Origin of the sequence: Kitasatospora sp. NPDC057940 (genome assembly GCF_042887425.1) — a bacterium.
Classification (GTDB): domain Bacteria; phylum Actinomycetota; class Actinomycetes; order Streptomycetales; family Streptomycetaceae; genus Kitasatospora.
In genome coordinates, this window is record NZ_JBHVPH010000006.1 from 188294 (window position 1) to 209077 (window position 20784).

A 20784-nucleotide genomic window follows, 5' to 3' on the forward strand; every position below is an offset into this window, starting at 1 on the left:
CCGGCCCGCCACACCCTGCCGACGGGCGCCCGAGACGAACTGCCGCGTTCCTGCCGCGACTCCTGCCGTTGCGCCCCCCGGCCCGCCCCTACCTTCGAAGCAACCCAAGGAGGACACCATGAGCAACCCGTTCGAGGACGACAACGCCGGCTACCTGGTGCTGGTCAACGACGAGAACCAGCACTCGCTGTGGCCGGTCTGGATCGACGTGCCGGCCGGCTGGACCACCGTCCACGGCGAGGACACCCGCCAGGGCTGCCTCGACCACATCGAGGCCAACTGGACCGACATCCGGCCCGCCAGCCTGACCGCCTCCCTCGCCCGGCAGTGAGCGCGACCATGCTGACCTGGGAACTGAACCCCGGCCGTCCGGCCCTCGCCCACGCCCCGCGCACCGCCGACATCGGCGAGGCCCGCGCGTGGCTGCGCGAGAACGAGACCGAGCTCACCGAAGCCCTGCACCGGCACGGCACGATCTTCCTGCGCGGCCTGCCGGTCGCGAGCACCGAGGACGTCGCCGCCGTGCGCGACGTCCTCATCCCCGAGCGCACCCCCTACCGGGAGAAGGCCACCCCGCGCAGCGACTACGGCAACGGCGTCTTCTCCTCCACCGACCTGCCGTCGCCCCAGCCGATCCGGATGCACAACGAGAACAGCTACACCCTCACCTTCCCGGGCCGGCTGCTCTTCGCCTGCCTGACCGCCCCCGAGGAGGGCGGCGCCACCCCGACCGCCGACTGCCGCCAGGTGCTCGACCACCTGCCCGCGCACCTGGTCGAGCGGATGCGGACGTCCGGCTGGACGCTCACCCGCAACTACTCGGACTACGTCTCGCTCGGCTGGCGCACCGCCTTCGCCACCGAGGACCGGGCCGAGGTCGAGGCCTACTGCCGGGAGAACGGCATCACCTGGGAGTGGCTGCCGGACGGCAACCTGCGCACCGGCCAGCTGCGCCCCGGCACCATCCACCACCCGGCGACCGGCGAGGAGGTCTGGTTCAACCACCTCGCCTTCTGGAGCGAGTGGTCGCTCGACCCGGACATCCGCGAGGCGATGACCGACGAGTTCGGCCCGGACGGCTTCCCGTTCAACACCGGCTTCGGGGACGGCGAACCGCTGGAGCGCGCCGACGTCGACGCCCTCAACGAGGCGTACCACGCCGCGACCGTGCGCGAGCGCTGGCAGGTCGGCGACGTGATGCTGGTCGACAACGTGCTGTGCGCGCACGGCCGGGACCCGTACCGCGGCGACCGCAGGATCGCCGTCGCGATGGGGCAGCCCCTCGACGTCCTGGACTGCCGGCCCAGCGTCCGGCCCACCCTGGCCGTCGCCTGATTGTCCCGACCACCCCGTGCCGTGACGTGAGTAGAGGAAGCACCGTGATCCCGGTTTCGTACGCACAGCAGCGTCTCTGGCTGATCGACCAGATCGAGGGGCCGACCGCGCTGTACAACCTTCCGTTCGCCCTGCGCCTGCGCGGCGAGCTCGACACCGCCGCGCTGCGTGCCGCGACGGTGGACGTGGTCGCCCGGCACGAGGCCCTGCGTACGGTGTTCCCGGTGGCCGGGGGAGTCCCGGTGCAGCAGATCCTGCCGGCCGAGGAGGCGCAGCCGCGCTTCCTGGTCGTGGACTGCGCACCGGACGACTACCCCGCCCGCCGGGACGCGGCCGCCGCCGAGACCTTCGAGCTGAGCCGCGAACTGCCCATCCGGGTCACGGTGTTCACCCTCGCTCCGACCGAGCACGTGCTGCTCGTCGTCCTGCACCACATCGCCGGCGACGGCTGGTCGCTCGGCCCGCTGCTGCGCGACCTCGCCACCGCCTACCGGGCCCGGCTCGCCGGCCGCGCCCCCCACTGGGAGCCGCTGCCCGTCCAGTACGCCGACTACGCGCTCTGGCAGCGCGACCTGCTCGGCGACGAGCGCGACCCCGAGAGCCTGCTCGCCCGCCAACTCGACCACTGGCGAACCGCGCTGGCCGGACTCCCGGAGGAGCTGGAGCTGCCGACGGACCGCCCCCGCCCGCCCGCCCCCACCGGCGCCGCCGACTCCGTCGACCTCACCTGGGGCGCCGACCTGCACGGCGCCCTGCTCGACCTCGCCCGCGCGCACCGCACCACCCTGTTCACCGTCCTCCAGGCCGGCCTGGCCGCACTGTTCACCAGGCTCGGCGCCGGCACCGACATCCCGCTCGGCACCGGCCTCGCCGGCCGCGCCGACGAGGCCCTGGACGACCTGGTCGGCTTCTTCGTCAACTCCCTGGTGCTGCGCGCCGACACGTCCGGCGACCCGAGCTTCGCCGAACTGCTCGGCCGCGTCCGGGAGGCCCAGCTCGACGCCTTCGCCCACCAGGACATCCCCTTCGAGCGCCTCGTCGAGGAGCTCAACCCGACCCGCGCCCTCGGCCGCCACCCGCTGTTCCAGACCCTGCTGGTGCTCCAGAACCACGGACAGGACGCCGAACTCGACCTGCCCGGGCTGGAGTCCGCACCCGAACCGATCGGCCTGCGGGTCGCCAAGTTCGACCTCAACATCGGCATCGCCGAACGCCACGGCCCCGACGGCGCCCCCGCCGGGCTCACCGGCTCGATCGAGTACGCCGCCGACCTCTACGACCACGCCACCGTCGCCGCCCTGGCCGCCCGGCTCGGCCTGCTGCTGACCGGCGCCGCCGCCGACCCGCACGCCCCCATCGCCACCCTCGACGTCCTCGCCCCCGAGGAACGCACCCGCATCCTCACCGAGTGGAACGCCACCGGCGCCCCGGGCCGGCCCGGGACCCTCGCCGAGTCCTTCGAGCGCCAGGCCGACCGGACCCCGCACGCCACCGCCCTCGCCCACGACGGCGGCACCCTCGACTACGCCGAACTCGACGCCCGGGCCAACCGCCTCGCCCACCACCTGATCGACCTCGGCGTCGGCACCGAGACCCCCGTCGCGATGCTGATGGAGCGCTCCGTCGAGGTCGTCGTCGCCACCCTGGCGATCCTCAAGGCCGGCGGCTGCTACGTGCCCATGCACCCCGGCCTGCCGCCCGAGCGGATGACCGACGTGCTCGCCGACACCGGCGCCCCCGTGCTGCTCACCGACCGCGCCGACCCGGGCTTCCCGCACCGGGCCGTGGTGGTCCGCCCCGGCGACGAGGCGGCCGCCCCCGCCCACCGCCCCGGCGTGCCCGTCCACCCGGACCAGCTCGCCTACGCGATGTACACCTCCGGCTCCACCGGCCGCCCCAAGGGCGTCGCCGTCCGCCACCGCGACGTCCTCGACCTCGCCGCCGACCGGCGCTGGCAGGACGGCCGGCACGAGCGGGTCCTGCTGCACTCCCCGCACGCCTTCGACGCCGCCACCTACGAGATCTGGACGCCCCTGCTGGCCGGCGGCACCGTCGTGGTCGCCCCGCCCGGCGCCCTCGACGCCACCTCCCTGCACGCCGTCACCACCCGCCACGACGTCACCGCCGTCTTCCTCACCAAGGCCCTGTTCGACCTCGTCGCCGAGCAGGCCCCGCAGACCTTCGCCGCCCTGCGCGTCGTCTGCACCGGCGGCGAGGCCGCCTCCGGCACCCTGATGCGGCGCGTCCTGGACGCCTGCCCCGACCTGCTGCTCGCCCACGTCTACGGGCCCACCGAGACCACCACCTTCGCGACCCACCACCCGCTCGTCCACGCCGACCTCGACGGCCCCCGGGTGCCGATCGGCGGCCCGCTCGACGCCATGCGCAGCTACGTCCTCGACGCCCGGCTGTGCCCCGTCCCGCCCGGCGTCCCGGGAGAGCTGTACATCGCCGGTGCCGGGCTGGCCCGGGGCTACCTGAACCGGCCGGGGCTGACCGCCGAGCGGTTCGTCGCCTGCCCGTACGCGCCGGGGGAGAGGATGTACCGCACCGGCGACCTGGTGCGGCTGCGCACCGACGGCGCCGTGGAGTTCCTCGGCCGGATCGACGGCCAGGTCAAGCTGCGCGGCTTCCGGATCGAACTCGGCGAGATCGAGGCGGCGCTCTCCCGCCACCCCGCCGTGCGCCAGGTCATCGTGATCGCCCGTGAGGACCGCCCCGGCGACACCCGGCTGGTCGCCTACTGCACCGCCGACGCCTCGCTCACCCCGGCCGAGCTGCGCACCTTCGCCGGCACCACGCTGCCCGGCTACATGGTCCCCGCCGCCGTCGTCCTGCTCGACGCGCTGCCGCTCAACGCCAACGGCAAGGTCGACCGCCGGGCCCTGCCCGCCCCGGACGTCGCCGCCGACGGCACCGGCCGCGAGCCGCGCGACGAGCGCGAACGGGCGCTGTGCGAGCTCTTCGGCGACCTGCTCGGCATCGACGACATCACCATCGACGACGACTTCTTCGCCCTCGGCGGCCACTCGCTGCTCGCCACCCGCCTCACCGGGCGGGCCCGCGCCGAACTCGGCATCGAACTCGCCATCGGCGACCTCTTCCAGGCCCCCACCGTCGCCGGGCTCACCGACCGGCTCGCCGACCGCGCGGCCGACGTGCCGGCCCCGGCCCGCCCGGCGCTGCGGCCCGGCCCCCGGCCGGACCGGGTGCCGCTCTCCTTCGCCCAACGCCGCCTCTGGTTCCTCGCCCAGGCCGAGGGCCCCGCCGCCACCTACAACGTGACCCTCGCCCTGCGGCTGAGCGGCCCGCTCGACCCCGCCGCCCTGGCCGACGCCCTCGGCGACACCGTCCGGCGGCACGAGGCCCTGCGCACCGTCTTCGCCGTCCACGACGGCACCCCCCACCAGCACGTCCTGGACGGGCCGACCGCCCCGCTGCTCACCACCACCGACCGGCCGGTGGACGAACTCGCCCGCCACACCTTCGACCTGGCCGCCGACCTGCCCCTGCACGCCTACCTGCGGCCCGAGGGCCCGGACGAGCACGTCCTGGTCCTCGTCCTGCACCACATCGCCGGGGACGGCGCCTCGCTGGGCCCGCTCTACCGCGACCTCACCGACGCCTACCGGGCCCGGCTCGCCGGCCGCGCCCCCGACGGCGAGCCGCTGCCCGTCCAGTACGCCGACTACGCGCTCTGGCAGCACGCCCTGCTCGGCGACGAGGACGACCCGCAGAGCCTGGCCGCCCGCCAACTCGCCTACTGGCGCGACGCGCTGGCCGACCTGCCGGAGGAGCTGCCGCTGCCCGTGGACCGCTCCCGGCCGCCGGTCGCCACCCACCGCGGCGCCGTCGTCCCGCTGGAACTCGACGCCGAACTGCACGCCCGCCTCGGCGAGCTCGCCGCCCAGCACGGCGCGACCCTGTTCATGGTCCTCCAGGCCGCCTACGCCACCCTGCTGCACCGCTTCGGCGCCGGCACCGACCTGCCGATCGGCACCCCGGTCGCCGGCCGCCTGGACGAGGCCGTCACCGACCTGGTCGGCTACTTCGCCAACACCCTGGTGCTGCGCACCGACCTCTCCGGCCGGCCGGGCTTCGCCGAACTGCTGCGCCGCGTCCGGGACACCGACCTCGCGGCGTACGAGCACCAGGACACGCCGTTCGAGCGCCTCGTCGAGGAGCTCAACCCGGTCCGCTCGCTGGCCCGGCACCCGCTGTTCCAGGTGATGCTGACCTTCGCCACCGCCGCCGAGGCCGGACCGTCCTTCCCCGGCGTGGCGGCGGCGGAGGAGCCCGTCGACTACGGCACCGCCAAGTTCGACCTCAAGCTGTCGCTGACCGAGCGCCACCGCGCCGACGGCACCCCGGGCGGGCTCGCGGGCGGGCTGGAGTACGCCACCGACCTGTTCGACCGGGAGACGGCGGAACGGCTGGGCGCCGCGCTGGTCCTGATCCTGCGGCAGGCCGCCGCCGACCCGGACCAGGCCGTCACCGCCGCCGAGGTCCTGCCCCAGGACGAGCGGGCCGCGCTGACGGCCGGCCCCGCTCCGGCCGGGGAACCGCTGCTGCTCCCGGCCGTGTTCGAGGCTCAGGCCGTGGCGACTCCGGAGGCGGTGGCGCTGGTCCACGGGAGCACCGCGCTGACCTTCGCGGAGCTGAACGCGCGGGCCAACCGGCTGGCGCACCGGCTGATCGCCGCCGGGGTCGCCCCCGGATCGGTGGTGGCCCTCGCCCTGCCGCGCTCGGCGGAGACGGTGGTCGGGCTGCTGGCGGTGCTCAAGGCCGGCGGCGCCTACCTGCCGCTGGACGCCGAGTACCCGGCGGAGCGGACGGCGCACATGCTCGCGGACGCCGCGCCTGCCCTGGTGCTGACCGACGCCCGCTGGCCGCTGCCCGAACTGCTGGCCGCCCTGCCCGTCCTGGACGTCACGGATGTCACGGACGAGCCCGGCCCGGCCCAGGACCCGCGGCCCCGCCTGCACCCGGAGGACGCCGCGTACGTGATCCACACCTCCGGCTCGACCGGCCGCCCCAAGGGCGTGCTGGTGCCGCACCGCAGCCTCGCGGCCCTGCTGGCCGGCCACCGGGCCACGGTGATCGCGGACGCCGAGGCGGCGCACGGCCGGCTGCGGGCCGCGCTGACGGCGTCGCTCTGCTTCGACGCCTCGCTGGAGGTCGTGCTCTGGATGGTCGCCGGGCACGAGCTGCACCTGATCGGCGACGAGGTCCGCCGGGACGCCGCCCTGCTGGTCCGCCACGTGCGCGGGACCGGGATCGACACGCTGCACGTCACCCCCTCGTACGCCGAGCAACTGGTCGAGGAGGGCCTGCTGGAGGAGCCCGCGCCGAAGCTGCTGCTGCTCGGCGGGGAGGCCATCGGCCAGGGCCTGTGGACCAGGCTGTGCGCGTCCCCGCTGACCGCCGGCCACACCATGTACGGCCCCACCGAGTCCACCGTGCACGCCCTCACCCGGCCGCTCGACGGCACGGACCGGCCGGTGCTCGGCCGGACGGTCGCGGGGACCGCCGGGTATGTGCTGGACGAGTACCTGAACCCGGCGCCGGTCGGCGTCCCCGGGGAGCTGTACCTGGCGGGGGCCGGGCTGGCCCGGGGCTACCTGAACCGGCCGGCTCTGACCGCCGAGCGCTTCGTCGCCAGCCCGTTCGCCGAGGGCGAGCGGATGTACCGCACCGGGGACCTGGTCCGCCGCACCCGTGACGGCGAGCTGGAGTACCTCGGCCGCACCGACCACCAGGTCAAGGTCCGGGGCTTCCGGATCGAACTCGGCGAGATCGAGAGCGTTCTGGCCGCGCACCCGCAGGTGCACCGGGCCGCCGTCCTGCCCGACGACAGCGGCCTGCGCCTGGTCGCCTACGTGGTCGCCGACGGCCCCCTCGACCCGGCCGCACTGCGCGCCTTCGCCGCGGAGACACTGCCCGGCTACATGCTCCCGGCCGCCTTCGTCGAGCTGCCCGCCCTGCCGCTGAACGCCAACGGCAAACTGGACCGCGCCGCGCTCCCGGCCCCGGACTTCGCCGCCCTCGCCGGCGGCCGGGCCGCCCGCACCCCGCAGGAGGAGATCCTCTGCGGCCTGCTCGCCGAGGTGCTGGGCCTCGACGCGGTCGGCGCCGACGACGACTTCTTCGCGCTGGGCGGGCACTCGCTGCTCGCCACCCGGCTGCTGAGCCGGGTCCGGGGCGCGCTGGGTGCGGAGTTGGGCATCCGGGACGTCTTCGAGGCGCCGACCGCGGCCGGGCTCGCCGACCGCCTCGACGCGGGCTGCGACCGGCTGGCGCTGAGTGCCCGGGCCGAGCGGCCCGAGCGGGTGCCGCTGTCCTTCGCGCAGCAGCGGCTCTGGCTGATCGACCGGATGGAGGGCCCGAGCGCCCTCTACAACTCGCCGCTGGCCCTGCGGTTGGCCGGGGAGCTGGACACCGCCGCCCTGGAGCTCGCCCTCGGCGACCTGGTGGCCCGGCACGAGAGCCTGCGCACGGTGATCGTCGAGACCGACGGCGAGCCCCACCAGTTGATCCGGCCGGCCGACGCGGCGGCGGTGCCCTTCGACGTCCGGGACTGCCCGGCCGACGAGGTCGCCGAAGCGGTCGACGCGGCCTCCCGCCGGGCCTTCGACCTGGCCACCGAACTCCCCCTCCGGGCCGTCCTGTTGCGCACCGCCGACCAGGACCACGTGCTGGTCCTGGTGCTGCACCACATCGCGAGCGACGGCTGGTCGACGGGCCCGCTGGTCCGCGACCTCGCCGAGGCCTACGAGGCCCGGGCGGCGGGCACCGCACCCGAGCGGGCGCCGCTGCCGGTGCAGTACGCGGACTACGCGCTCTGGCAGCGCGAGCTGCTCGGCGAGGAGGGCGATCCGGAGAGCCTGGCCGCCCGCCAACTCGCCTACTGGCGCGACGCGCTGGCCGACCTGCCGGAGGAGCTGACGCTGCCGGCGGACCGCCCCCGGGGCGCCGTCGCCAGCCACCACGGTGACCGGGTGTCGCACCTCCTGGGCGCCGAACTCCACCGCAAGCTGGTCGCGTTGGCCCGCTCGCAGCGGGTGACGGTGTTCATGGCCCTCCAGGCCGCCCTGGCCGCCCTGCTGACCCGGCTCGGCGCGGGCACCGACGTGCCGATCGGTTCGGTGGTGGCCGGGCGGTCCGACGAGGCGCTGGACGAGCTGGTCGGCTTCTTCGTCAACACCCTGGTGCTGCGCACCGACACCTCGGGCGACCCGAGCTTCACCGAACTGCTGGCCCGCGTCCGGGAGACCGACCTTGGTGCCTACGCGCACCAGGACGTGCCGTTCGAGCGGCTGGTGGAGGAGCTGAACCCGGCCCGCTCGCTGGCCCGGCACCCGCTCTTCCAGGTCATGCTGGTGCTCCAGAACAACGAGCAGGCCGACGCATCGCCCACCGGCCCGTGGGGCGAGGCGCTGCCGGCGGCCACCGGAGTCGCCAAGTTCGACCTCAACCTGATCGCCCAGGAGTCCTTCGACCCGGAGGGCGAACCCGCCGGGATCGACTGCGCGCTCGACTTCGCGACGGACCTCTTCGACCGGGAGACGGCCGAGGCGGTCGTCCGCCACTTCGCGCGGCTGCTGACGGCGGCCGTCCGGCGGCCGGACACCCGGATCGGGCTGCTCCCGTTGGTCACCCCGGCCGAGCGGGCCGAACTGCTGGGCGGGTCGGTGCCGTTGGCGGTGGGGGTGCCGTTGGTTCCGGCCGTGTTCGAGGCTCAGGCCGTGGCGACTCCGGAGGCGGTGGCGCTGGTTCACGGGGGTGCCGCGTTGACCTTCGCGGAGCTGGACGCGCGGGCGAACCGGTTGGCGCACCGGCTGATCGCCGCCGGGGTCGTCCCCGGATCGGTGGTGGCGTTGGCGCTGCCGCGTTCGGTGGAGTCGGTGGTCGGGCTGTTGGCGGTGCTCAAGGCCGGCGGCGCCTACCTGCCGCTGGACGCCGAGTACCCGGCGGAGCGGACGGCGTACACGCTGGCGGACGCGGCGCCGGTGCTGGTGCTGAGCGACGGGCGCTGGCCGCTGCCGGAGGTGCTGGCGGGGCTGTCCGTCCTGGACGTCACGGATGCGCCCGGTCCTGCGGAGGGTCTGCGGCTCGGTCTGGGCGCGGCGGACGCGGCGTACGTGATCTACACCTCGGGTTCGACCGGTCGCCCCAAGGGGGTGGTGGTGTCGCACGGGAGTATCGCGGCGCTGCTGGCGGGTCACCGCATGGAGTTGATGGCGGGTGAGGAGCGGCGGAAGGTCGCGTTGACGGCCTCGCTGTGCTTCGACGCCTCGTGGGACGGCGTGCTGTGGATGGTCGCCGGGCACGAGCTGCACCTGATCGGCGACGAGGTCCGCCGGGACGCCGCCCAGCTGGTCCGCCATGTGCGCGAGGCCGGGATCGGTGTCCTGGAGGTCACCCCTTCGTACGCCGAACAGCTCCTGGCGGAAGGACTGCTGGAAGCACCGGCGCCGGGCCTCCTGCTGCTGGGGGGTGAGGCCGTGGGTCAGGCGCTGTGGACGCGGTTGCGGGAGGCGCCGGGGACTCGGGCGTACAACCTGTACGGTCCGACGGAGTCCACCGTGGACGCGCTGGTGCAGCCGCTCGACGGCACGGACCGGCCGGTGCTCGGCCGGACGGTCGCGGGGACTGCCGGGTACGTGCTGGACGAGCACCTGAACCCGGTGCCGGCCGGTGTCCCGGGGGAGTTGTACCTGGCCGGGGCCGGTCTGGCCCGGGGCTACCTGGGTCGCGCGGCCCTCACGGCCGAGCGTTTCGTCGCCAGCCCGTTCGCCGAGGGCGAGCGGATGTACCGCACCGGGGACCTGGTCCGCCGTACCCGTGACGGCGAGCTGGAGTACCTGGGCCGCACCGACGACCAGGTGAAGATCCGCGGCTTCCGGATCGAACTCGGCGAGATCGAGCAGGTGTTGACCCGTCACCCCGCCGTCCGCCAGGCCGTGGTGACCGTCCGGGAGAGCGGCGAAGGGGACCGCCGGCTGGTCGCCTACTGTGCGGTGGACGGCGCCGCCGCCCCCGAACTCGCGCATGTGCTGCGCCGGTTCGCCGGCGAGTCGCTGCCCGGCTACATGGTGCCCGCAGCCGTGGTGCCGCTCGACGCCCTGCCGCTGACCGGCAGCGGCAAGGTCGACCACCGCGCTCTGCCCGCACCGGACTTCGCCGCCCTGGCGGCGGCCGGTGGCCGGGCGGCCCGCAGTCCGCAGGAGGAGATCCTGTGCGGCCTGCTCGCCGAGGTGCTCGGCCTGGACACGGTCGGCGTGGAGGACGACTTCTTCGCGCTGGGCGGGCACTCGCTGCTCGCCACCCGGCTGCTGAGCCGGGTCCGCTCCGTACTGGGTGCGGAGTTGGGCATCCGGGACGTCTTCGAGGCGCCGACCGCGGCCGGGCTCGCCGACCGCCTCGACGCGGGCTGCGACCGGCTGGCGCTGAGTGCCCGGGCCGAGCGGCCCGAGCGGGTGCCGCTGTCCTTCGCGCAGCAGCGGCTCTGGCTGATCGACCGGATGGAGGGCCCGAGCGCCCTCTACAACCTGCCGCTCGTGCTCCGGGTGAGGGGCGAGCTGGACGCCGCGGCCCTGGAGCTCGCCCTCGGCGACCTGGTGGCCCGGCACGAGAGCCTGCGCACGGTGATCGAAGAGGAGGACGGGACCCCGTACCAGCGGATCCGACCGGCCGAGGCGGCCCGTGTCCCCGTCGAGCTGCTGCCCGGCGGCACCGCGCCGGAGGCCTGCACCTCGCGCCCGTTCGACCTCGCGGCCGAACTGCCGATCCGGGCCCACCTGATCCCGGCCGGCCGGGACGAGCACCTGCTCGTCCTGGTGCTGCACCACATCGCCGGCGACGGCTGGTCGATGGGCCCGCTGCTGCGCGATCTCGCCGCGGCCTACGCGGCGCGGGTGGAGGGCGCCGCGCCCGAGCGGACGCCGCTGCGGGTGCAGTACGCGGACTACGCGCTCTGGCAGCGTGAGCTGCTCGGGGAGCGTGAGGGCGACGGCCGGGACCTGGACCAGGACCAGGACCAGGACCAAGGCGGCCTCCTCGGTCGCCAACTCGCCTACTGGCGCGACGCGCTGGCCGACCTGCCGGAGGAGCTGACGCTGCCGGCGGACCGCCCGCGGGGCGCCGTCGCCAGCCACCGCGGCGACCGGATCGTCCACCCGCTGGGCGCCGAACTCCACCGCGAGCTGGTGACGTTGGCGCGCTCACAGCGGGTGACGATGTTCATGACCGTCCAGGCCGCCCTGGCCGCCCTGCTCACCCGACTGGGGGCCGGTACGGACATCCCGATCGGTTCGGTGGTGGCCGGGCGGTCCGACGAGGCGCTGGACGAGCTGGTCGGCTTCTTCGTCAACACCCTGGTGCTGCGCACCGACACCTCGGGCGACCCGAGCTTCACCGAACTCCTGGCCCGCGTCCGGGAGGCCCAACTCGACGCGCACGCACACCAGGACGTGCCGTTCGAGCGGCTGGTGGAGGAGCTGAACCCGGCCCGCTCGCTATCGCGCCACCCGCTCTTCCAGGTCATGCTGGTGATGCAGGGCGGCGGCGACGCGGCGCCGCTCGACGCGGCCGGTCTGGACGTCTCCGTCGAGCCGTCCGGCGGCGCGGTCGCCAAGTTCGACCTGAGCGTCGGCATCGGCGAGTCCTTCGACGCGGACGGCGCCCCGGCCGGTCTGGAGTGCGTGATCGACTTCGCCACCGACCTCTTCGACCGGGAGACGGTCGAGGCGATCGCCCTCCGGCTCGGCCGGCTGCTGGCGGCCGTGGCGGCCGGGCCGGACCGGCCGATCGGCCGGGCGGAACTGCTGTCCCCGGCCGAGCGGGCCGAACTGCTGGATGGCATGGTGCCGTTGGCGGCGGAGGTGCCGTTGGTTCCGGCCGTGTTCGAGGCTCAGGCCGTGGCGACTCCGGAGGCGGTGGCGCTGGTCCACGGGAGCACCGCGCTGACCTTCGCGGAGCTGGACGCGCGGGCCAACCGGTTGGCGCACCGGCTGATCGCCGCCGGGGTCGCCCCCGGATCGGTGGTTGCCCTCGCCCTCCCGCGTTCGGCGGAGTCGGTGGTCGGGCTGCTGGCGGTGCTCAAGGCCGGCGGCGCCTACCTGCCACTGGACCCGTCGTACCCGGCGGAGCGGACGGCCTACACGCTGGAGGACGCGGCGCCGGTGCTGGTGCTGAGCGACGGGCGCTGGCCGCTGCCGGAGGTGCTTGCCGGGCTGTCCGTCCTGGACGTCACGGATACGCCCGGCCCGGACGGGAGCCCGAGCCGTCGGCTGGAGTCGGCGGACGCGGCGTACGTGATCTACACCTCGGGTTCGACCGGTCGCCCCAAGGGGGTGGTGGTGTCGCACGGGAGTATCGCGGCGCTGCTGGCCGGCCACCGCATGGAGCTGATGGCGGGTGAGGAGCGGCGGAAGGTCGCGTTGACGGCCTCGCTGTGCTTCGACGCCTCGTGGGACGGCGTGCTGTGGATGGTCGCCGGGCACGAGCTGCACCTGATCGGCGACGACCTGCGCCTCGACGCGGCCGCCCTGGTCCGCCATGTCGGCACGCACGGCCTCGACGTGGTGAACTCCACCCCGTCCTTCGCGGCCCAACTGGTCGAGGAGGGACTGCTCGACGCCCCCGCCCCCAAGCTCGTCCTGCTGGGGGGTGAGGCCGTCGGTCAGGCGCTGTGGACGCGGTTGCGGGAGGCGCCGGGGACCCGGGCGTACAACCTGTACGGTCCGACGGAGTCCACCGTGGACGCGCTGGTGCAGCCGCTCGACGGCACGGACCGGCCGGTGCTCGGCCGGACGGTCGCGGGGACTGCCGGGTACGTGCTGGACGAGCACCTGAACCCGGTGCCGGCCGGTGTCCCGGGGGAGCTGTACCTGGCGGGGGCCGGTCTGGCCCGGGGCTACCTGGGCCGCGCGGCCCTCACGGCGGAGCGTTTCGTCGCCAGCCCGTTCGCCGAGGGTACGAGGATGTACCGCACCGGTGACCTGGTCCGCCGCAGCCGCGACGGCGGGATCGAGTACCTGGGCCGCACCGACGACCAGGTGAAGATCCGCGGCTTCCGGATCGAACTCGGCGAGATCGAGCAGGCGTTGACCCGCCACCCGGAGGTCGCCGCAGCCGTCGTCCGCCCGGACGACAGCGGCACCCGGCTGGTCGCCTACCTGGTCACCGACCGTCCGCTCGACCCGGCCGGGCTGCGGGCCTTCACCGCCGAGTCCCTGCCCGCCCACATGGTGCCCGCCGCCTTCGTCGCGCTGCCCGCCCTGCCGCTGACCGGCAGCGGCAAGGTCGACCACCGGGCCCTGCCCGCACCGGACTTCGCCGCCCTGCCGGCCGGCCGCCCGGCCCGCACCCCGCGGCAGCGCCTGCTGTGCACGCTGTTCGCCGAGACCCTCGGCCTGGACCGGGTCGGCATCGACGACGGCTTCTTCGACCTCGGCGGACACTCCCTGCTCGCCATGAAGCTGCTCTCCCGGATCCGCACCGCCCTCGGCGTCGACCTCGGCATGCGGGCGCTGTTCGAGGCGCCGACCGTGGCCGGGCTCGACCGCCGGCTCGACCAGGGCCCGGCGGCCGACGCCCTGGACGTCCTGCTGCCGCTGCGCACCGGCGGCGACCGGGCCCCGCTGTTCTGCGTCCACCCGGCGGCCGGCATCAGCTGGGTCTACTCCGGGCTGCTGCGCCACCTCGACCCCGAGCTGCCGGTGTACGGCCTCCAGGCCCGCGGCCTGCGCGGCGGGGCGCCGGCCAGCGTCGCCGAGATCGCCGAGGACTACGTGCGGCAGATCCGCGCGGTGCACCCGTCCGGCCCGTACCACCTGCTGGGCTGGTCCTTCGGTGCGGTGGTCGCCCAGGAGATGGCGGTCCGGCTGCGGGCCGAGGGCGCGCCGGTCGGCCTGCTGGCCCTGTTGGACGGCGCCCCGGCGGCCCGCACGGACGCCGCCCCGCCCACCACCGAACCCGCCGACACGCTGGCCGAGTTGCTGCGCTCGCTGGGCTACGATCCGGCGGACGGCAGCGGCCAGGCCGACCTGGCGGCCGTGCTCGGCGAGGCCGCGGACGTCCTGCCCGAGGTGTTCGACCGGCACCGCAAGCTGATGGCCGAGCACCTGCCCGAGCAGTACCGGGGCGACGCCGTGTTCTTCGGCGCCACCCTCGACAAGCCCGCCGACTGGCCGTACGAGCAGGCTTGGCGGCCCTACCTGGACGGCCGGATCGAGAGCCACCGCCTGGCCTGCGGGCACGGCGACCTGACCCGTCCGGAGTCCCTCGCACGGATCGCCGCCGTGCTCGCCGAGAAGCTTGGAGTGTGATCCGCGATGACCACCACCGTCCCCGCACCCGCCGCACCGCCGACCGGACCGTCCCGCGGCCGGTGGGGCCTGTGGGCCCACGCCGACTTCCGCCGGCTCTGGATCGGTGAGACCTCCAGCGGTCTCGGCACGGCCGTCGGGAGCGTGGCACTGGCCCTGGTCGCCGTCGTCACGCTGGACGCCGGCCCGCTCGCGGTCGGTGTGCTGAACGCGGCCGCCTGGCTGCCCTGGCTGTTCCTCGGCCTGCCGGCCGGCGCCTGGGTGGACCGCTGGCCGCGGCTGCGGGTGATGCTGGTCTGCGACCTGCTGCTGCTCCTGCTGTTCGCGAGCGTTCCGGTGGCCGGCTGGCTGGGCGTGCTCGGCATGCCGCAGCTGGTGGTGGTGGCCCTGCTCACCGGGGCGGTGAAGGTGTTCTTCTCCACCGCCTACGGGGCCGTGCTGCCGACCCTGGTCGGCAAGGAGGACCTGCTGGAGGGCAACGTCAAGCTGCGCTCCGGCGCCTCCGCGGCCGACATCGCCGGGCCGGGCGTGGCCGGTCTGCTGGCGCAGGCGTTCGGCGCGGCCAGCGGGCTGCTCGCGGACTCCGTCAGCTACGTGGTCTCCGCGATCTGCGTCAGCCGGATCCGGACGGTCGAGCAGCCGCCGCCGCGGTCCGCGCGGCGCGGCCTCCTGCGGGAGATCGGCGACGGGGTGCGCTTCCTGGCGCACGACCCGTACCTGCGGACGCTGGCACTGTTCGGCGCCGTCGGCAACCTGGGGCTGAACGGCATCCAGGCGGTGCAGACGGTGTTCCTGATCCGGTCGGTCGGCGTCGAACCGGGCGCGGTGGGCCTGGTGTTCGCGGTGGTCAGCATCGGCGGCCTGGCCGGGGCGACGATGGCCCGGCGGATCGCCCGCCGGCTCGGCAGCGCGCGCGGACTGCTGCTCTGCGAGCTGGTGGTGGCGCCGTTCATCCTGCTGCTGCCGCTCGCGGGGGAGCGGCTGCCGCTGGCGGTGTGCGCGCTCGCCTGGGCCGTCGCGGTGGGCGGGGTGATCGCCGGGAACGTGCTGGCGGGAAGCTTCAACCAGGCCTACTGCCCGCCGGAGATGATCGGCCGGATCCGGGCCAGCGCGGCGACCCTCAACTACGGCGCGATCCCCGTCGGCGCCCTGGCCGGCGGCTGGCTCGGCGAGGCGCTGGGCGCCCGCACCACCATCTGGATCATGGCGGGCGTGCTGCTCTCCGCCGGCGGGGTGCTGCTGGCGAGCCCGCTGCGGGGCCTGCGCGACTTCCCCGAGCGGCCCGAACTGCCCGAGCTGCCCGAACGCCCCGGGCGTCCCGTCTCCTGACCGGACCGCCGCAGCACCCGAACCACCCGCCCTGCCCGCACCTGACCTGACCTGACCTGACGTGGCCTTCCCTCCCGACCCCTGGAGCCTCCGATGACCCGCACCTCCCGCCCGCGCCACTACCTGATGTGCCGTCCGACCCACTTCGAGGTCACCTACGCGATCAACCCGTGGATGGACCCGGCGAAGCCGGTCGACACCGACCTCGCCGTCGCCCAGTGGGAGCGGCTGTACGCGCTCTACCAGGAGCTCGGTCACCGGGTCGACCTGATCGACCCGATCCCGGGCCTGCCCGACATGGTCTACGCCGCCAACGGCGCCACCGTGGTGGACGGCAAGGTGCTCGGCGCCCGCTTCCGCAACGCCGAGCGCGCCGCCGAGGGCCCGGCCTACCTGGAGTGGTTCCGCGCCCGGGGCTTCGAGACGCTCGATCCGGAGCACGTCAACGAGGGCGAGGGGGACCTGCTGCTGACCGCGGGCTCCGTGCTGGCCGGGCGGGGCTTCCGCAGCGTGACCGACGGGCACGCGGAGGCCCAGGAGTTCTTCGGGCGCCCGGTGATCGGCCTGGAGCTGATCGACCCGCGCTACTACCACCTGGACACCGCGCTCGCCGTCCTGGACGGCGACGAGATCATGTACAACCCGGAGGCCTTCTCGGCCGGCAGCCGTGCCGTCCTGCGCCGGCTGTTCCCCGACGCCCTGCTGGTGGACGGCGCCGACGCGGCGGTGTTCGGCCTCAACGCGGTGAGCGACGGCCTGCACGTGGTGCTGCCGGAGGCGGCCGTCGGCCTGGCCGCGCGGCTGCGGGAACGCGGGTTCCGGCCGATCGGGATGGACCTCAGCGAGCTGCTCAAGGGCGGCGGCAGCGTCAAGTGCTGCACCCTGGAGATCCGCGCGGCGGCCTGAACGGCGGCCTGAACGGCGGCCTGAACGGCGGCCTGAACGGCGGCCTGAACGGCGGCCTCGACGACGGCCTGAACGACGGTCTCGGCGGGCGGCCGTGATCAGTGGTGCTCGGCTGTAGATCCGCCGTTGAACGCTCCCGGCCAGACTGGTGGCACACCACGACGGAAGCCCTTCCCACCAGGGAAGCGAGCCAAGGGAGCACCAGAGATGACGCAGCGTCCGGCCACCACCCCCACCCGCCTCCGGCTGTTCACGGTCGGTCTCGGGGTGGTCGCCGCCCTGGGCGCCGGCCTCTCCGCCACGGCCGCCGTGGCGGAGACGGCCGGCACCGGGACGGCGACGGTGGTGAGCGGCGACGCGACGCCGACGCCCACCCCCGCCCAGCCCAGCCCCACCGGCACCGTCCACGGCAGCACCGGCGACTGGAACAGCACCGGCTCCTGACCGCGACAAAAAGCGGCAGGATCGATTCTTCAGTAGCTGGTCATCAGCTCATCAGCGGCCCGGCCCGCAGCTCGTCACCGGAGCGCCCGACGCTCCCCGGCCACCGCCCCGACGCCCATCCGGGACGGACGGAGCCGATGACGTCGCCGTCGACGGAGCCGCAGCAGCCGTAGCAGTCGAACCAGCCGCAGCAGCCGCAGCAGCCGCAGCAGCCGTAGCGGCCGAAGGGTTCAGACCCTCCCCCCGGGGCAGCAGCCCCGCCACCTCCTCCGCCTCCGGCAGCCCCAGCCGGACGAAGATCCGATGCGCCTCCCGCAGCCGGCCCCACGCCTCGGCCTCCCGCCCGAGGTCCGCCAGCGTCCGGCCCAGCACCACCAGCGCTTGACCCTGGTCCCGCTCGGCCCCCAGCTCCTCGCACAGCGTCAGCGCCTGCCCGGCGTGCTCCAGCGCCTCGTCCGTCCGGCCCAGCGAGCGCAGACTGTCCGCCATCCGGTAGCGGGCGTGCGCGGCCCGGGCCCGCAGCCCGGCCGCCGAGGCCACCGCCAGGCACTCGCCGAACCAGGTGACGGCCTCCTCGTGCCGCCCCAGCCCGTGCAGCGCCAGCCCCAGCACGTACAGCGTGTACGCCCGGCCGGGATCGTCGTGCCGGGTCCGCAGCTCGGCCAGCGCCTCGTGGCAGATCGGCACGGCCTCGGCGGCCCGCCCGCTGCGCACCCGGGCCAGCGCGGCGTTCACCGTCGTCACCAGCGCCCCGGAGCGGTGTCCGAGTTCGCGGGCCAGCAGCAGCGCCTCGTCGTAGTGCCCGACGGCCTCGTCGTAGCGGCTGAGGAACTGGCAGACCAGGCCGAGGTCGTTCAGCGCCTGGCGCAGGATCACCGTGTCGCCTGCCGAGCGGGAGGCGGCCACCGCCAGCCGGGAGGCCGCCTCGGCCTCCTCCAACCGGGTGGCGGCCAGGGCGACGTTGCCGCGGAGGAAGTGCGCCCGACCAGCTGCCCGGTGGTCGGCGTGATGGTCCGCGGCGGCGGCCAGGGCCTCCGCCGTACTGGCGAGCTGGCGGCTGGGCGGGGCGAGGACGAACGGCGTGAGCGCGATCAGCAGGTCGATCGCGGCGCGCAACGGGTCCGGTGCCGCGCCGTCGGCCGGCGCCGGCGCGGTGTCGTCCGCGACGGTCCAGCACGCCACCTGGGCGGCGAGCGCGATCGCCCCGGAACCCTCCGCCTCGGCCCAGGCCCGGGCGCCGTCCGGGCCGCCGAGGTCCACGCCCGCGCTGCGGGCCGGCCCGAGCGCACCGGCGGCCGGATCCCCCGGGACGGCGTGCTGGAAGGCCGCGCACGCGGTGGCCAGCAGGTGGTCCAGCAGCCGGTCACGGGCCTCCACGGCCGCGCCCGGGTGGTCCGGGCGCCGCCGGGCGAAGGCCCGCAGCAGGTCGTGGTAGCGGTAGCGGCCGGGGAACGGCGACTCCATCATCGCCACGTCCACCAGGGACTCCAGCAGGTCCTCGGCGTCGTACTCGTCCAGGTCCAGCAGGGCGGCCGCGGCGGGCAGCCCGATGTCCGGGCCGTCCACCGAGGCGGCCAGCCGGAACGCCCGGGCCTGGGCGGGCGTCAACTGGCGGTAGCTCAGTTCGAAGGCGGCCTCCACCGCCAGGTCGCCGATGCGCAGCTCGTCGATCCGCCGCCGTTCGACCGCCAGCCGGCGGCCCAGCGTCTGGACCGTCCAGCTCGGCCGGGCGGCGAGCCGGGCCGCGACGATCCGCACCGCGAGCGGCAGGTGGCCGCAGACGAGCAGCAGCTCCCGGGCGGCCTCCGGCTCGGCGGCCAGCCGCTCGGCGCCGATCGTGCGGCCCAGCAGTTCGAGCGCCTCCGCCGGCTCGAACACGCCGAGGTCGGCCTGGACGGACGCGGGCAGGCCCGAGAGCCGGGTACGGCTGGTGGTGAGCACGGCGCAGCCGACCGCGCCCGGCAGCAGGGGCCTGATCTGCGCGGTGTCGTGGACGTTGTCGAGCACCAGCAGCAGCCGCCGGCCGTCGACCACCGAGCGGAACAGCGCCGAGCGGGCGTCCAGCCCGTCGGGCACTCCGTCGACCGGCACGCCGAGCGCCACCAGGAAGCTGCTGAGCACCGCCTCCGGGTCGGCCGGCGTGGTGTCGGCGCCCCGCAGGTCGACGTAGAGCTGCCCGTCGGGGTAGGAGTCGCGGGCCCGGTGGGCGACGTGCAGGGCCAGCGCGGTCTTGCCGACCCCTCCCATGCCGACCACGGTCGCGATCACCAGCGCCTGCTGGTCCGGGGCGCCGAGGGCCTCGCCCAGCCGCTCGACCAGGACGGTGCGGCCGGTGAAGTCCGCCGCGTCGGGCGGCAGCTGGGCCGGCCTGGGCGACGCCGTGGTGGTGCCGGCGGGCGCGGCGGGCGCACTCACCACCGCGGGGCCGTCCGGTGGATCCTGCGCCGCGGGCCCGGGCCCGGCCGGCTTCACCGGGCCGGAGAGCAGCGCCACGGCCGGCGCCGGGGCGGCGAGCGACAGGTCGCCCTCCAGGATCCGCCGGTGCAGCTGGTCCAGGTCGGCCCCGGGCTCCACCCCCAGCTCGTCCAGGAACAACTGACGCACGCTCCGGTACACCGCCAGCGCGTCCGCCTGCCGCCCGGCCTGGTACAGCGCGCGCATCAGCAGCCCGTACGCCCGCTCGTGCAGCGGGTGCTCGGTGGTCAGCGCGGTCAGCTCCGGGATGCACCGGGAGAAGCGGCCCAGCGTCAGGTCCAGGGCGATCCGTTCCTCCAGCAGGGTCAGCCGGAGCTCCTGCAACCGCTGGCGCTGCCGCTGCGCGAACGGGCCGGGGATGCCGGCCAGCGGCTCGCCCTGCCACAGCTCCAGCGCCTGGTTCAGCAGGTCACGCGCCTGCTGCGGCTGTCCGGCGGCCGCCGTGCGCTCGGCCTGCGCCGCCAGCTCCTCGCCTTGCGCCGCGTCCACGGAGTGCTTGGGCAGCACCAGCCGGTAGCCGTCCCCGACCGAGGTCAGCACGGTCGGCGCGTCCGGCTCGTCGCCGTGCAGGATCTTGCGCCACCGCCAGGCGTACGTCCGCACCGTCGTCACCGCGGTGCTCGGCGGCTCCTCACCCCACAGGGCGTCGATCAGGTCCGTGGCGCTCGCGCCGTGCCCCGGACGGAGCAGCAGCACCGCCAGCATCGCCTGCTGCTGGGGACTGCCGACCTTCAGCACGGTCGTGCCGCGCTGCGCTCTCATCAACCCCAGCACCGAGAACCGGAAATCACCCATTCGTGCACCTGCCCGCTTCATGTGCCCGCCCCCGCCCACGCACGCGTCTGCCCCCCGATTGATGAGTCACTATCAACCCACGCCAGCCGGTGGACTGTCGAGAGATCGTCGACCCCGTAGTGATCCGGTGTTGATCGCCCACCGCCACAATCACTGGTGTGGCCCAGCT

General features: G+C 75.1%; 8 protein-coding genes. 7 read left to right on the plus strand and 1 reads right to left on the minus strand.

The genetic code is table 11. The annotated features are described in order from the left end of the window. The first annotated feature begins 118 nt into the window (after positions 1-118). From ACFVTF_RS12930 to ACFVTF_RS12960, 7 genes are all read left to right on the plus strand, one after another. Entirely contained in the window at positions 119-331 is a 213-nt protein-coding gene (locus ACFVTF_RS12930) for an MbtH family protein (protein WP_063350320.1), read from the plus strand. A gap of 8 nt (positions 332-339) precedes the next feature. After that, entirely contained in the window at positions 340-1335 is a 996-nt protein-coding gene (locus tag ACFVTF_RS12935) for a TauD/TfdA family dioxygenase (RefSeq protein ID WP_387812888.1), read from the plus strand. Positions 1336-1379: 44 nt separating this feature from the next. Then, positions 1380-14666, plus strand: coding sequence for an amino acid adenylation domain-containing protein (locus tag ACFVTF_RS12940; RefSeq protein ID WP_387812891.1), 13287 nt, complete (start codon positions 1380-1382; stop codon positions 14664-14666). Positions 14667-14672: 6 nt separating this feature from the next. Beyond that, positions 14673-15995 carry an MFS transporter gene (locus ACFVTF_RS12945; protein ID WP_387812894.1) on the plus strand — a complete coding sequence of 441 codons (1323 nt, stop codon included), beginning with the start codon at positions 14673-14675 and terminating at the stop codon, positions 15993-15995. 93 nt (positions 15996-16088) lie between these two features. Continuing rightward, positions 16089-16901, plus strand: coding sequence for a dimethylargininase (gene ddaH, locus ACFVTF_RS12950; RefSeq protein ID WP_387812896.1), 813 nt, complete (start codon positions 16089-16091; stop codon positions 16899-16901). Continuing rightward, on the plus strand, positions 16868-16999 hold the full coding sequence (locus tag ACFVTF_RS12955) for a hypothetical protein (protein WP_387812899.1): 132 nt from the start codon (positions 16868-16870) through the stop codon (positions 16997-16999). The genes ddaH and ACFVTF_RS12955 overlap by 34 nt, the downstream gene beginning before the upstream one ends. Before the next feature lie 109 nt (positions 17000-17108). Further along, positions 17109-17345 carry a hypothetical protein gene (locus tag ACFVTF_RS12960; protein WP_387812902.1) on the plus strand — a complete coding sequence of 79 codons (237 nt, stop codon included), beginning with the start codon at positions 17109-17111 and terminating at the stop codon, positions 17343-17345. A 51-nt stretch (positions 17346-17396) separates the two neighbouring features. Here the strand turns inward: ACFVTF_RS12960 and ACFVTF_RS12965 are convergent, their stop codons facing one another. Next, positions 17397-20615 (minus strand): BTAD domain-containing putative transcriptional regulator, encoded by a 3219-nt coding sequence (locus ACFVTF_RS12965; RefSeq protein WP_387812905.1) that lies wholly within the window; start codon positions 20613-20615, stop codon positions 17397-17399. Positions 20616-20784: the final 169 nt, after the last annotated feature.

Excerpts from the sequence above, each read along its gene's own strand:
- ACFVTF_RS12930 (WP_063350320.1), top strand. The coding sequence starts at position 119 with ATGAGCAACCCGTTCGAGGACGACAACGCCGGCTACCTGGTGCTGGTC.
- ACFVTF_RS12935 (WP_387812888.1), top strand. The coding sequence starts at position 340 with ATGCTGACCTGGGAACTGAACCCCGGCCGTCCGGCCCTCGCCCACGCC.
- ACFVTF_RS12945 (WP_387812894.1), top strand. The coding sequence starts at position 14,673 with ATGACCACCACCGTCCCCGCACCCGCCGCACCGCCGACCGGACCGTCC.
- ddaH (WP_387812896.1), top strand. The coding sequence starts at position 16,089 with ATGACCCGCACCTCCCGCCCGCGCCACTACCTGATGTGCCGTCCGACC.
- ACFVTF_RS12960 (WP_387812902.1), top strand. The coding sequence starts at position 17,109 with ATGACGCAGCGTCCGGCCACCACCCCCACCCGCCTCCGGCTGTTCACG.
- ACFVTF_RS12965 (WP_387812905.1), bottom strand. The coding sequence starts at position 20,615 with ATGGGTGATTTCCGGTTCTCGGTGCTGGGGTTGATGAGAGCGCAGCGC.